This window comes from Marinifilum breve, assembly GCF_003202155.1.
GTDB lineage: Bacteria > Bacteroidota > Bacteroidia > Bacteroidales > Marinifilaceae > Marinifilum > Marinifilum breve.
The window spans coordinates 404806-418687 of the sequence record NZ_QFLI01000001.1 but is presented as its reverse complement, the minus strand read 5'-3'; the positions used below and the strand labels follow the sequence as shown (position 1 = coordinate 418687).

The 13882-nt window shown below is 37.1% G+C and carries 9 protein-coding genes; all 9 read right to left on the bottom strand.

Annotation, left to right across the window (positions count from 1 at the left end; genetic code table 11):
- Nucleotides 1-519 precede the first annotated feature (519 nt).
- Nucleotides 520-2196, bottom strand: coding sequence for an asparagine synthase B (asnB, locus tag DF185_RS01705; protein WP_110358991.1), 1677 nt, complete (start codon nt 2194-2196; stop codon nt 520-522).
- Nucleotides 2197-2465: 269 nt separating this feature from the next.
- Nucleotides 2466-3893 carry a TlpA family protein disulfide reductase gene (locus tag DF185_RS01700; protein ID WP_110358990.1) on the bottom strand — a complete coding sequence of 476 codons (1428 nt, stop codon included), beginning with the start codon at nt 3891-3893 and terminating at the stop codon, nt 2466-2468.
- A 229-nt stretch (nt 3894-4122) separates the two neighbouring features.
- Nucleotides 4123-4857, bottom strand: coding sequence for a peroxiredoxin (locus DF185_RS01695; protein WP_110358989.1), 735 nt, complete (start codon nt 4855-4857; stop codon nt 4123-4125).
- 223 nt (nt 4858-5080) lie between these two features.
- Nucleotides 5081-5461: a hypothetical protein gene (locus DF185_RS01690; protein WP_110358988.1), complete on the bottom strand. Its 381-nt coding sequence runs from the start codon at nt 5459-5461 to the stop codon at nt 5081-5083.
- A gap of 54 nt (nt 5462-5515) precedes the next feature.
- Entirely contained in the window at nt 5516-6349 is an 834-nt protein-coding gene (locus DF185_RS01685) for an FRG domain-containing protein (protein WP_110358987.1), read from the bottom strand.
- A 173-nt stretch (nt 6350-6522) separates the two neighbouring features.
- Complete coding sequence (locus DF185_RS01680; RefSeq protein WP_110358986.1) at nt 6523-6861, bottom strand: heavy-metal-associated domain-containing protein; 339 nt, start codon at nt 6859-6861, stop codon at nt 6523-6525.
- A 135-nt stretch (nt 6862-6996) separates the two neighbouring features.
- A complete protein-coding gene (locus DF185_RS01675) occupies nt 6997-8778 on the bottom strand; it encodes an efflux RND transporter periplasmic adaptor subunit (RefSeq protein ID WP_110358985.1) in 1782 nt (593 codons plus the stop codon).
- 56 nt (nt 8779-8834) lie between these two features.
- Complete coding sequence (locus tag DF185_RS01670) at nt 8835-10085, bottom strand: TolC family protein (RefSeq protein WP_110358984.1); 1251 nt, start codon at nt 10083-10085, stop codon at nt 8835-8837.
- Entirely contained in the window at nt 10082-13840 is a 3759-nt protein-coding gene (locus DF185_RS01665; protein ID WP_110358983.1) for an efflux RND transporter permease subunit, read from the bottom strand. The genes DF185_RS01670 and DF185_RS01665 overlap by 4 nt, the downstream gene beginning before the upstream one ends.
- Nucleotides 13841-13882 lie beyond the last annotated feature (42 nt).

The window sequence follows — 13882 nt, the reverse complement described above, 5'->3', positions numbered from 1 at the left end:
ATTTTTTAAGTCAAGAGTTAAAAGTTTTAGGGCCAATCGTGGTTCGAACCACGATGTGGCGTGTCTTTTTTAGGTAATTTCTTAAAAATTTTAACAACAAGTGTGTCTTTACCCACACTAAGGTGTGCTTTTTTTAACAAGAAGATTAAAATTTTTAAGCCAGATCGTGCTTTTATCCACTATAAAGGTGTCTCGAGGCATGAAATACATGCATAATTTGATGTTTTTCATACTTCGAAGCGCGAATTTGGTATCTCATTTAAAGATCAGGGTGCTTTTACACTCCTTTTTGATGCTTCGACTCTTGAATTAAATAGATCTTTTAAAGGTAAGAATGCTTTTATGCTAGTTTTTGGCGCTTCGATTCTGGAATTTTATGGATCTATCTAGGAGAATAGGGCCAAGAATATGAAAAATCAATTCCATACTCATGATTCAGTGGGTTTCATACTAAAAAAAAGGCTCCCCAAAATGGAGAGCCCTGCTGAATGTATAAACGAAAATTAATTCCTTTATATTCTATTTCTTTTCCTCGTATCCATCATTGTGCACCGAATTTACGGCACGTCCGGATGGATCAGCATTGTTCTGGAAAGCTTCGTCCCAAGCCAATGCTTCGGCAGTACTACAGGCAATAGAAGGTATTGAAGGAACACAAGCCGCTGCAGTATCAGAAGCAAAATGCTCAGCAAAAATTGCCCTGTAGTAATATTCTTCCTTCGACATAGGTGGATTAACAGGGAATCGATAAGCCGCATTTTTCAATTGCTCATCGCTAATTTCATTCTCTGCAATATCACGCAAAGTGTCAATCCAGTTGTATCCAACACCATCAGAGAATTGTTCTTTTTGTCTCCAGGCCACTTCTTCCGGCAAATAATCTTCAAAAGCTTTACGGATTACCCATTTCTCCATCTTGCCATCCTTTGCCATTTTATCCTCAGGATTAATTCTCATGGCAATGTCAAGGAACTCTTTATCAAGGAAAGGTACACGACTTTCTACGCCCCACGAAGCCATCGACTTGTTGGAACGCAAGCAATCGAACAAGTGTAGCTTGCTTAGCTTACGAAGTGTTTCGGTATGGAACTCCTTTGCATTAGGTGCTTTGTGGAAATACAAGTATCCACCAAACATTTCATCGGCACCTTCGCCCGAAAGCACCATTTTAATTCCCATCGATTTGATAACACGAGCCATCATATACATAGGTGTAGAGGCACGAACGGTGGTTACATCGTAGGTTTCCAAATGGTAGATTACATCACGAACAGCATCCAAACCTTCCTGAACGGTAAATGTAATTTCGTGGTGAACCGTGCCAATATGATCAGCCACCTTGCGTGAGGCAGCCAAATCTGGTGATCCTTCCAAACCAATAGCAAAAGAGTGCAATTGAGGATACCATGCATCTTGCTGATCTCCCGACTCTACACGCTTGGAAGCATATTTCTTGGCAATGGCCGAAATCACCGAAGAATCCAATCCTCCCGAAAGGAGTACACCATATGGTACATCAGACATCAACTGACGGTGAACTGCATCTTCCAATCCTTTGCGAAGCGCTGCCATATCAGTCTCATTGTCCTTCACATTCTCATAATCCATCCAGTCGCGCTGGTACCATTCTTTAACTTTACCATCCTTGCTGTACAAGAATTTCCCTGGCAAGAATTCTTCAATTTTGTTGCAATATCCTTCCAATGCTTTTAATTCTGAAGCCACATAGTAGTTTCCGTGCTGATCCCAACCCTGGTACAAAGGAATAATTCCCATATGATCGCGACCAACAAGGTAAATGTCTTTCTCTTTATCATACAAAGCAAAGGCAAATATTCCATTCAAATCATCAATAAAATCAATTCCTTTTTGTTGGTACAAAGCCAAAATCACTTCGCAATCGGACTTGGTCAAGAACTCATAGGATCCGTTCATCTGATTTCGAATGTCCATATGATTATAGATTTCTCCATTAACAGCCAAGACCAAATTGCCATCTTTGCTGTAAAGTGGTTGTCCTCCTGATTGAGGATCTACAATCGATAGTCTCTCGTGCGATAAAATCGCTTTTTCATCACAGAAAATACCTGACCAATCGGGACCTCTGTGTCGAATTTTTTTGGACATTTCCAGTACTTGAGGACGCAATTCCTGTGCATCTACTTTCAAGTCGAATACTGCTACGAATCCACACATAAAAATTTAGTTTAATAGTTACTTAAATGTCGCCAAATGGTAGTTTGGCGAATGGTTAATTTTGATATACAGTTTGAAAATACAACTTTATTACTAGAATACCTTGTGAAATTTATGCGTTATCGTTTGCGATTGTATGAAAATTGCAAATACACCCTAGATTAAAGGGTGTATTGTTGAAGAAAACTGTGTTTTAGGGAATAATGTTGAATACAAAAAAGGACACTTTTTACAGTGTCCTTTGTTCTTATCTCTTTTAATAAGTGATATTAATTCTTTTTCAATTCGTTATCCAAAAATAATTTCAGATTATCGATGTCGAGTCGCTTTGCTATAATTTTTTTGTCTTTATCGAGTAGGTACATGGTTGGAGTACTATATACATCGTAGAAAATTCTGAAGTTGGTTTGAAATTCAGGATCATAGCAATTGATAAAATCATAAATGTCGTAATCGTGAATGGCATTCTCCCACATTTCTTTTTGATCTTGGGTACAAACGGCAAATACTTTTAGGCCTTTGTCTTGGTATTTGTCTAGAATTTCTGTTTTCAACTTAGGAGTAATCTTTTTGCAGTGTCCGCAATCTGGTTCCCAGAAATAAAGTACTGTTAGTGGGGCTTCAACCTCGTGTAGTCGCACATATTCTCCTTCTGGAGTTTGCATTAGCAAATCCTGCGATTTCATTCCAATCAAATTGAACTGAGTTTTGATTACCCTCTCTCTAATATTAGCCATTAATGTAGAGTCGGCCCAAGTGGCTTGTCCACTTAAATAATATCTCTTTGCCAAATTCACAAAGGCAGCATCCATACCCATTACCTTACTTTTTACAGCATAGTTTAGGGCATATTGAGTTAGATATTGGAAAAAGGTTGTATCAGGACGAGCATGTTCAATCAGTTTTACCGATTCTTTTACAATGGAATCAGGGTTTTGAACCATTATTTTTTCGTAAAAGAAATCCAGTTTCTTTTTCAATATTGGAGTTCTTAAGAATCTATTGTCGGTAAAGTTTACATGATCGAAGTAATGATCTTTATTGTATAGATAGGATTTGATATGGATTACACTGTCACGGTTGATTGTATTTTCAGGAACTTCTTTCTTAAAATCAGGAATTTTAGGAGATAAAGTAAACTGAGCAAATTTTTGCACAAATGAATTTTCTGGGAATTCAGATTTTAAATTTTCGATATAAGCTCTTACCTCGACATCAGTATTTTTAAACTGTTTTCTGAACTTTTCCTTTTCAGTATCGTTACTTGCCTTTTTGTATGCTTCCTGTATGGCTTTTGATTTCTCATTTTGAGACTTCATAAACTTCTGGAAGTTATGAAAGCCATCCGTTTCTTTTGCTCCATTTACCGATATACTACCTATAAAATCTTTTGGGTCAGCTGAAATTGAGAACTCCTGATCTTCACCAATCAACAAATCAAAATATTTCTGACTTGGCAAATAAATTACATAAATGCCTTGATCCAGAACCTTGTCTTTGGAGAAAGTACCCTTACCATTTACCAATTTTGTTGTGTCATCAGCAAAAATTCTACCATCGAAATAATGGGCAAGGTATGCTGTGGAATCATTACAGTTTAGTAGTTGTACCGAGATATCATATTTCTGAGCATTTAAATTAGTGGTTATAAATGTGCAGAAAATCAGTACACAAAGAGAATTAAAGATGTATTTCATTTGTAAATATCTATTGATAAATTATAACGACTGCGAAAATTACAAAACTTTTCCAATTGAATAATCATTTTGGATTGCTTAAATGTTTAACGAAATCTTAAAAGAAATGTTAGGTGATGAAGTTGACAGGTTGAATTTACTGGTATTTTAAACTTTCCGTTTGGCTTGTACTAAAAAAAGCCTATCAGATAAATCTGACAGGCTTAGGTTTGTTAAACTAGCGTTAAAGCTAGTGAGCAATCGGTTCCTTTCTTAAAATGGCGTCCCAAATTTCTTCCTCTTTTAGTTTTTTTGTGCAGAAAAACCAATCGTAACATTTTACATCTTCATCGGTATTTTCCATTCTGTCTTTCGCCACACCGCATGATCCGGCTGGAGGTACAATTACTTCATCTCCTGGTTTCCAATCAGCCGGAGTGGCAACAGAAAACTTGTCGGCAGTTTGCAATGCCACAAGCACTCTGTAGATTTCATCGAAATTGCGTCCAAGGCTTAATGGGTAATAAATAATGGTTCGGATAATGCCATGAGGATCAATGAAAAATACAGCTCTTACAGCTTTGGTGCTGTCTTCGCCAGGCTGAACCATCCCATACTTGTTGGCTACCTCCATTTTTATGTCTTCAATTAAAGGGAACTGTACCTCAATATCTTTCATTCCTTTGTATTCAATTTTTTCCTTGATGGTTCTCAGCCAGGCAATGTGGCTATACAGGCCATCTACCGATAGTCCAACCAAATCACAATTGGCTTGATTGAATTGGTTTTCCATTTTAGCAAAGGTCATGAATTCCGAAGTACATACTGGAGTGAAATCTGCAGGATGGCTGAACAGAATTACCCATCTACCTCTGTAATCGTTAGGAAAGTGTATGTCACCTTGAGTTGTGATGGCTCTAAATTCAGGAGCTTTATCTCCAATTCTTGGCATATTGACTGTTTGAAGTTCTGAATGTTCGTTCATGTTTTAAGGTTTTGGTGTTTATTGATTTGTGTTGATTTTGAATTTGTTAATCTCCAAAGAGAAAGAATGCTATGAGTGATGAAGCATTAGGGAATACAGATTAAGCTAATGATCTGCCGAAGTATATTAAAGTTACTTCATTGACATGCAGATGTCAATAGTTAGGTAGGTGTAATTACTTAATTTTAAATAAGTTTTAATTAAAAAGAGGTGTTCGTAAATCTTATTTTTTTACATGAGCAGGGTCTATTTCAAGCCAGTTCATTGCTTCATCTTCAGTGTAAAATACTTTGGCATTTTGAATTCGCACCTGAATTTCGAACAGCATGGCCATAGGTGTGTCGTAACTATGGCTAACCAGTATGGCACATTTATTTAGGATAGGACTGTACTTTTCATACTCGTCAATATAGTCGTCTAAATCTTTAATATTCAAAAGAACTTTGGCTCTGGTAAAATCAGATATCACATTGTAGGATTCATTAAATAATTCATCTTTGCGAGTACTTAGGGTATGCTGAATTAGGTCATTCCATTTGAAATAACCATAGTAGTACTCTTTAATGAGTTTTAAATCAGGAAGTATTTCGTATTTGAACTTCATACCTTTCGCTTTTAACTAAAGATAAAAAGATCAATCAATCCAAGCAAAAAAGTTTTATTGATGGTTGGTTTCCAGACTTAGATTCTTCTGTTCTTTTGAATTTGTAGGAGAATAATGTCTGGTTAGCCATTTGCTTAACCCATCCATTCCTGGAAAAAGAACTCGTTCGTTAATGTTTACCTGGTCTAGTTTGTCACGAATTTCCCATTTCATAGCTGCAGGAATTCTTATTCTAAAATACAATTCAGGTTTGTCCATCAACCAAGTATTTAGAATAGATTTGGAATGCGACATGAAGGTAAATATGCCATATTGATTTACAATTCGATCATCCAATGATGGAGGTTCAAATGCCACCACGAAATCGCTCTTTTCTTTCGATAATTCTCTTAAATCCTGATAAAGTTCATGCAGCATTTCAATGGTAAAGCTATTGGAGCCAATTTGATTCAGTTTGCATTGTAAGTTTTCAGGCAGATAATTCTTTAAATTTTCGTAGTTCAATGCCCAAATCACACCATCTTGATGATACTTTTCAATTTCGGCGGTTGCAAAATGCAATGCAACGTAAGGAGAGTAGGTCCAATCCAAAAGTCGCGTTGGAAGTCCATGGTGTTGTGCTAATGCCAGCCATTCCCAATCTGATTTGTTATTAATATCAGGTCGGAAAGAGTACTTTTTAAAATTACGAAGTAAGTGAAATTCCAATTCTTCATAGGGTCCTTTAAGTCGAATTAATGAGGTTTTTAATTCATAATCAAAGGATGATAATCCACGATAGATGTATGGAGAGCGTACTCGATTTATTTTGTCGTTATAAGAATCGGTAAACAATACTTCTTGCAATTCGGACCAGGATGTTGGGATAATTTCTTCTTTAAGGGCCATTGACTCGTTTTTAGATGTTCTAAATCTAAAATTGCAAATAAAAATGGAACAATGATATAAACTTGAGCTTAAATTTAAAAGAATAAAATGGTAGGTGGGGTATTCTGTTGCATATGATTTAGTTGTAAGTAATGTATGTAGTAATTAAACCATAACGAATACCCCAAGTTATCTTATTTTCTTTCGTATTTGCAGCAAGAATGAAGCTTGTTATACACTTCATCTTTTGCCTTTACCTTTTCGGTGTCATATCCTACCTTAGCAATTGCTTTGTGAATTGCATCCAAGCTGGTTTTTTCGGTATCAAAACTTACTTTTATGACTTTTGTTTTCTTGTCCCAATCAGCCATGCTAACTCCATCAACCGATTTTGCAGCAGTTTCAATTGTCTTTTCACACATGCCACAGTTTCCTGAAACTTTAAAGTGTGCCTTTTTGTTTTCTGCTTGTACAGAGTATGAAAGGGTAATCATGGCTACGATTCCCAACAGTAATAACAATTTCTTTTTCATGTGTTTAAATTTATTTTCAATTTTTACATGGAACTCACAAATAAATTTAATAATCCTCCTATGTGTCAATTTGGAAAATTAAATTTGCATGTTCGTTTCATTTTGTTCTAATTTAAATTTGACTTGTTTATTTGTTTAATGTTGATGTCCTTGATGCATTGATTTTGGTTCTTTTTTGATTAATGAATCGGTAACTTCACCACAATGAAGCATTATGTCTCCGAAATAAGGATTCATAATTTTCTCTTCTAAACTTAACCAATAAGCTCCTGTGTCATTGTCAGCCATAGGACAATATTGTATGTATATATTCTCATCTCCTGTGCCCAATGATTTTAAGCTAGCAATCAGGGCTTCATTAAATGGTTTGAATGCTTTTCGTTGCAATTCCATGTCTTCGCTGCTGGTAATCTCCGAAAGGTGATCTTGAAGTAATTCATACTTTTCTTTCCAAAATTTCATTGCTTTTCTTTTCAAATCAAGATTGGAAGGCTTCATTTGCATTAAGGCTTTCATAACAGTTTTGGCTGCCTGATTACTTTCTTTGGCATTGGTTTCAACCATGATGTCTTTCATTGCCAGATATGATTTTAGCAAATCTTTCAATTTGGAATTGAATGCCTTTGTGGCATAGTGCTGAAGCATTGGAGCACCAGGTTTACTTGCAGGACGATTCATCATGCTGTACTTGTTGTTCAGTTGTGCAGCAGCATCAACAGTAAAGGTTCCTTTGCTTACAACCTCTTCGCCTTCTTCAATCCCTTCTTTTATGATATAGGATTCTCCTAATGATTCACCCAACTCAACATCTCGCATTTCAAAACCTCCGTCAACTTTTACATAGGCAATGGAGCGTTTACCTGTCCACATTACTGCAGATTTTGGAATGATCAATTCGCTTTTTTCATGTTTCATGTCTGCATAGATGATTCCATTGGCAAACATTTCAGGCTTTAGAAGATGATCAAAGTTGTTGATTTCAGCTCTAATTTGTACGATTCTTTTTTTTGTATCAATAACAGGATTGATATAACTGATTGTAGAATGGAAATTCTTTGAAGGAAATGCCGAAATCGAAAACTCTATTTCATCACCTTTATGGATGAATGGCAAATCCTTTTCATAGGCATCAAATACAATCCACACTTTGCTAAGATCTGCTATTTCAAATAGAATGCTTCCTGCTTTAGCATAGGTACCTTTAGCTATATTTCTTTTAATAACATATCCTGATACATCGGCTTTTATTTCAAAGTATTCCTGAATTTTTCCACTGTTTTTGATTTGTTCAATCTCTTTGGCAGTAAGCTTCCAGAATTTTAGTTTTTGTTCTGCTGCTTTTGTTAATTCTGGGTAACTATCATTGGTTTTTAATGCTTGAAGCAATTCTTCCTGTGCACTAATCAATTTAGGAGCATACACTGTAGCGAGAGTTTGACCTTTATTAACTTTTTCTCCTTCAAAATTCACAAATAGCTTTTCAATTCTTCCATCGAAATGAATGGCCTGAGAGCTGATTCTTCTCTCATCAATACTAACTTTACCATTTAATAAAATCTCTTTATTGCTCTGCCCGGATTCTACCCTTGTAGTTTGTACATTGGCCAGCTTTATGGCATCTGCATTCATTTCAATAAGGGCAGGCGATGAACTACCTCCTGAATTATCCATAGGAATCAAGTCCATTCCACAAATTGGACAATCACCTTCATTGGGTTGTTGAATTTGAGGATGCATGGAGCAGGTCCATGTTGTAGATTCCGCAGCACTAGCTTCATGCTCATGTTGATGTCCTTCGTGTGAATGATTGCTTTCAGTTTTTCCACCAAATATCAACCATCCCAATAGTAATCCAACGAGTAGAATGATTAATTTTTGTTGCCAGTTGTTTGATATATATTCTAGTATATTTTTCATGATATTTCAATTTAGTCTCAAGTCCCAAGTATAGACTGTTCGACATTTTGACTCTTTTACTTTTCCAGACTTTGATTTGCATCCAGATATTTAAATTGTGCCAGACTTTTCTGAACTTTTATTTGTGCTTCAATCTGTTTCTGTTCATAGATCCAGATTTTCTGTTGCATGTTCAGCACTTCCTCGTATCGTTTTACAGAACTCTCATAACTGCTCGACAAGATTTCGTAAGATTGTTTTGCTTTCGTAAGCAAATTCTCGTACAATTTAAGATCTCTGCTTCCAGTTTTATACAATTCCAAAGCTTGTTGTTTTTCCAATTGCAATTGGTTCAATTCCGAGATTTTTAATTGTTGATATTCCTGCTGTTTTAATTGATTGAATTTGATAGTTGCTTTGTTCTTCTTGCGAAAAATTGGAATACTTATCGATAGCATTGGCATTATTGCATCCTGGCCATTGTCTGATACATCCATATCATTTCGTTTGGATAGAATTGCATAATCCAATCCCAAACCGAATTTTGGTAACGCATTAAGTTTGGATGCTTTTTCACCAAATTGAGCAGACTCAACCATTTGGTTCCAGCTTTTAATTCTGTTGTGATTGGCAAATATCAAACCTTCATATGGTTTCATGCTTGACAACAAGAAAGAATCATCCAAGGGAGTGTTTACGTACATGCTAAGATCCCTGTTCAGAATTTTGTTGAAAGCTGTTTGTTGCGTGGTTCTCTTATCCTTGAACAGTTCCAACTTGGAAATTAATTCCTCTTTCAGCATTTGAATGTACAATACATTCACCATGTCGGTTTGGTCACTTTCGTAACGTTTTAAGCTTTGTTTTTCCAGTAGATCCAACACCTCAACTCTTTTTTTTGTGAAGTGTATCTTATGATCTGTCAGGATTAAATCCAACCAGGAGTTAGTAACTTTTAGTTCCAATTTTGAACGAGCATCCAAATATTTCAGATAGATAGCATGTGCCTGTAAACTGGCTTGTTGTTCCTTGGCACCAAGAGTTCCAAACCATGGAAACATCTGAGAAATGGATAGCTTGGCTTTTTGCGCACCTACGCGTGTTTCTATTGGTTGAATAAATACACCAGCAGAGAATGTTGGATCAGGTAAAGCTTTAACTTGTGGAATCTTTTCCAAAGCTTGTTGGTATTTCAGATCCATGGCTTTTAAATCAGGATTGTTTGAAATCGCATATTCTACATGCTCAAGCATAACTGACCTGCTTTCTTGTGCAAATAACTTGGTACAGCTTAAGAATATTAATATAGTTATTGTTAAAAATCTCATGCCAAACCTCCTTTCTTTAGTTTGAATTCTTTGTACATAGCATACAATACAGGAACAACAAAAAGTGTGATCAACTCAATTGCCATTCCTCCAAATGCTGGAATTGCCATTGGTATCATTACATCTGATCCACGGCCTGTTGATGTTAAAATTGGCAATAGTGCCAAAAGGGTAGTGGCCGTTGTCATTAAACAAGGACGAATTCGTTTCGATCCTGCTTCGATAACAGATTGTCTGATTTCTGCTTTTGTTTTGGGTTTGTTCTTTTCGAATATCTGTTCCAGATAGGAAGCCATGATTACCCCATCATCGGTAGCTATGCCAAATAGGGCAATAAATCCTACCCAAACGGCAACACTCAAGTAGATTGGATGAACCTGAAATAATTCCTGAAGATTAATTCCAAAGATGGAAAAGTTCAGAAACCAGTCTTGTCCATAGAACCAAATCATAATGAACCCACCGGCAAAGGCAACGGCGATTCCACTAAATACCATTAATGTAGGAGCGATGCCACGGAACTGGAAGTACAATATCAGGAAGATGATTACCAAAACCACTGGAATGACAATACCCAATCGTTTTTCAGCGCGAATTTGGTTTTCGTAGTTTCCTGTAAACTTGTAGCTCACGCCTGCAGGGACTTTCAATTCACCACTTTCGATTTTATCTGCTAAATACGATTGTGCAGCTTCTACAATGTTCACTTCAGAATACCCCTCCTCCTTATCGAAGATTACATATCCTACCTGGAAAGTATTTTCACTTTTGATTACCTGTGGTCCTTGTACATATTCTATTGTAGTTAACTCCTCTAAAGGAATGGATTTACCCATACTCGTTGGAATCAAAATTTTCTTCAGTAAATTCGGATCATTTCTCAATTCACGAGGATATCTCACCCGGATTGGGTATCGTTCTCTACCTTCAACTGAATTGGTTAATGTCATTCCGCCAACTGCAACCGATAAGTGTTTCTGTACATCTTCTACCTGCAATCCAAAGCGGGCAATGGCTTTTCTGTCGATTTTGATTTCCAGGTAAGGTTTTCCGACCATTCTTTCTGCAAAGACAGATGCATCATTCACGCCAGGAACATCTTTTACCAGCTTCTCAAGTTGCAGACCAAAAACTTCAATTTGTTTTAGGTTATTACCCGATACCTTTATTCCGATAGGTGCTCGCATACCAGTTTGCAACATTACCAAACGAGTTTCTATGGGCTGCAATTTTGGGGCTGATGTCACACCAGGAATTTTGGTGGCTTTTACAATTTCCTGCCAGATATCATCAGGAGATTTGATGTGATCTCGCCACTGTCGGTAAAATTCTCCGAACTCATCAGGGATTAATTCACCATTTGCACCTTTTAGGAAATTGCCATTATCATCGACAGCAAATCGAATCTTTTTACCATATTCATTGGTCATGTATTCGCTCTTGTAGTTGATCACATTCTCATACATGGAAATAGGAGCAGGGTCCAAGGCAGATTCTACACGACCCAATTTACCAACCACCATATCTATTTCAGGAATGTTGGCAACTGCCATATCCAGGAGTTTTAATACACGCTTGTTCTCCTCGATTCCTGCATGAGGCATTGATGTTGGCATCAGTAGGAATGAACCCTCATCAAGGGCTGGCATGAATTCTTTTCCTATGCCCGGATATTTATGGTACATGGTGTTCCAAGCAGAGGTGGAGGTAATATTGAGACCTATTTTATCCAATCCTCTGGCTACAAATCCAAAAGTGTTTCCAAAGCCCAACCAGATGATTATTCCCCATAGAACAATGAAAGAAGGAATAGATAAAAACAGCAATTTGTGACGTAATGCCCAGTCCAGAATTCGCTGATAGAATCTAATGAATGCCAGGAACACTGCCAACAGAAATGAGATGCTTAAAATTACAAACAAGAAGTTCGCAAATATGGAGTTGGATGCACCCAATGGCAACCATTCACGGGCAAGCAGGAATGAAACTGCCAAAGCAATCACAAACAAATTGGCCTTGAACAAATATTTTTGATACTCCTGGTAAAACTGACTTGCAAGATTTATTCCGCCTAAAATGATTAGGGTGACTCCCATCCATGCAGAAGATGCAAAAAGAATATAAATACCAATAATTATTAGTAATGTATTAAGGGCAATTTTAATTTTTCTTTTTTCCGTTTTAATGGCAAATAACCAATGCGCCATTGCTGGCAGAATGATTACCGCAACCAAAAGGGCTGCAAAAAGTACAAATGTTTTTGTGAATGCCAATGGCCTGAATAGTTTACCTTCTGCAGCTTCCATGGTAAATACAGGAATGAAACTGATAATGGTAGTCAGTACTGCCGTAATCACCGCTGGTGCAACCTCTGTTGTTGCTTCGTATATTACTTGTCGGAGGTTCTTATTAGGATTTTTCATTTCCAAATGTCGAATCATGTTTTCCGAAAGCACAATTCCAACATCAACTATGGTTCCAATAGCAATGGCTATCCCAGAAAGGGCAACAATATTGGCATCAACATGAAAATATCGCATGGCGATGAAGGTCATCAGTACAGCTATTGGTATTAGAGCCGATATTAAGATACTCGCTCGTAAATTCAGCACCATGATAATGATCACGATGATGGTAATGATAATCTCCAGTGTTAAGGCATCTTCTAAAGTTCCCAATGTTTCGTAAATCAATTGTGTTCTGTCGTAGAATGGCACAACCGTTAATTTGGACATAGTGCCATCTGCCAGTTCTTTTTCAGGTAATCCAACCGATAGCTCTTCTATTTTGGCTTTTACATTGTTGATTACTTCCAAAGGATTGGCACCATAGCGAGCTACCACAACACCACCAACTACTTCAGCACCCATTTTATCCAGTACGCCTCTGCGATCAGAAGGACCATAGGTTACTTTGGCTACATCTTTAATTCTAACAGGTGTATTGTTGGTCATTTTTACGACAGTTTCTTCTAAATCGGCCAATTGTTTCACATAGCCGATACCACGCACGAAGTATTCTGCCTGGTTGATTTCAATGGTTCGTGCACCAATATCAAGGTTGGATTTTTTTACAGCATTCATCACCTGCATGAGGTTGACTCCATGTGCTTGCATGGCTGCAGGATCAACATCCACCTGGTATTCCTTTACAAAGCCACCTATTGATGCAACTTCCGATACTCCATCGGCCGAAGCCAAGGCATACTTCACCTGAAAATCCTGAATGCTTCTTAATTCCTGAAGATCCCAACCTCCAGTTACTTCACCTTCAGGAGTACGTCCTTCAAGCGTATACCAAAAAATCTGACCCAAGGCAGTAGCATCTGGCCCTAAAGTGGGTTGAACCCCATTGGGCAAAAGATTTTGTGGCAAGGAGTTTAACTTTTCAAGAATTCTCGATCTACTCCAATAGAATTCAATCCCTTCATCGAAAATGATGTAGATACTGGAAAATCCAAACATAGAGGAAGAACGTATGGTTTTTACGCCTGGAATTCCTAACAATGATGTTGTTAAAGGATAGGTGATTTGATCCTCAATATCTTGTGGTGAACGACCCATCCACTTTGTAAATACAATTTGTTGATTTTCTCCAATATCAGGTATGGCATCAACTGCTACTGGATCTTTGGGCAGAAAATCAATTTTCCAGGGAAATGGTGATGTAATTATTCCCCAGGCTATGAATACAACCAAAAGTATGCTTGTAATTAGTTTGTTCTCTAGAAAGAACTTTATGATTTTATTCAACATGAATATCCGTTTTTGTACCTCATCCCCCGACCCCTTCTCCTA

Bases quoted from the DNA above. Each gene is read 5' to 3' on its own strand.
- asnB (WP_110358991.1), bottom strand. From the start codon at position 2,196: ATGTGTGGATTCGTAGCAGTATTCGACTTGAAAGTAGATGCACAGGAA.
- DF185_RS01700 (WP_110358990.1), bottom strand. From the start codon at position 3,893: ATGAAATACATCTTTAATTCTCTTTGTGTACTGATTTTCTGCACATTT.
- DF185_RS01695 (WP_110358989.1), bottom strand. From the start codon at position 4,857: ATGAACGAACATTCAGAACTTCAAACAGTCAATATGCCAAGAATTGGA.
- DF185_RS01690 (WP_110358988.1), bottom strand. From the start codon at position 5,461: ATGAAGTTCAAATACGAAATACTTCCTGATTTAAAACTCATTAAAGAG.
- DF185_RS01685 (WP_110358987.1), bottom strand. From the start codon at position 6,349: ATGGCCCTTAAAGAAGAAATTATCCCAACATCCTGGTCCGAATTGCAA.
- DF185_RS01680 (WP_110358986.1), bottom strand. From the start codon at position 6,861: ATGAAAAAGAAATTGTTATTACTGTTGGGAATCGTAGCCATGATTACC.
- DF185_RS01675 (WP_110358985.1), bottom strand. From the start codon at position 8,778: ATGAAAAATATACTAGAATATATATCAAACAACTGGCAACAAAAATTA.
- DF185_RS01670 (WP_110358984.1), bottom strand. From the start codon at position 10,085: ATGAGATTTTTAACAATAACTATATTAATATTCTTAAGCTGTACCAAG.
- DF185_RS01665 (WP_110358983.1), bottom strand. From the start codon at position 13,840: ATGTTGAATAAAATCATAAAGTTCTTTCTAGAGAACAAACTAATTACA.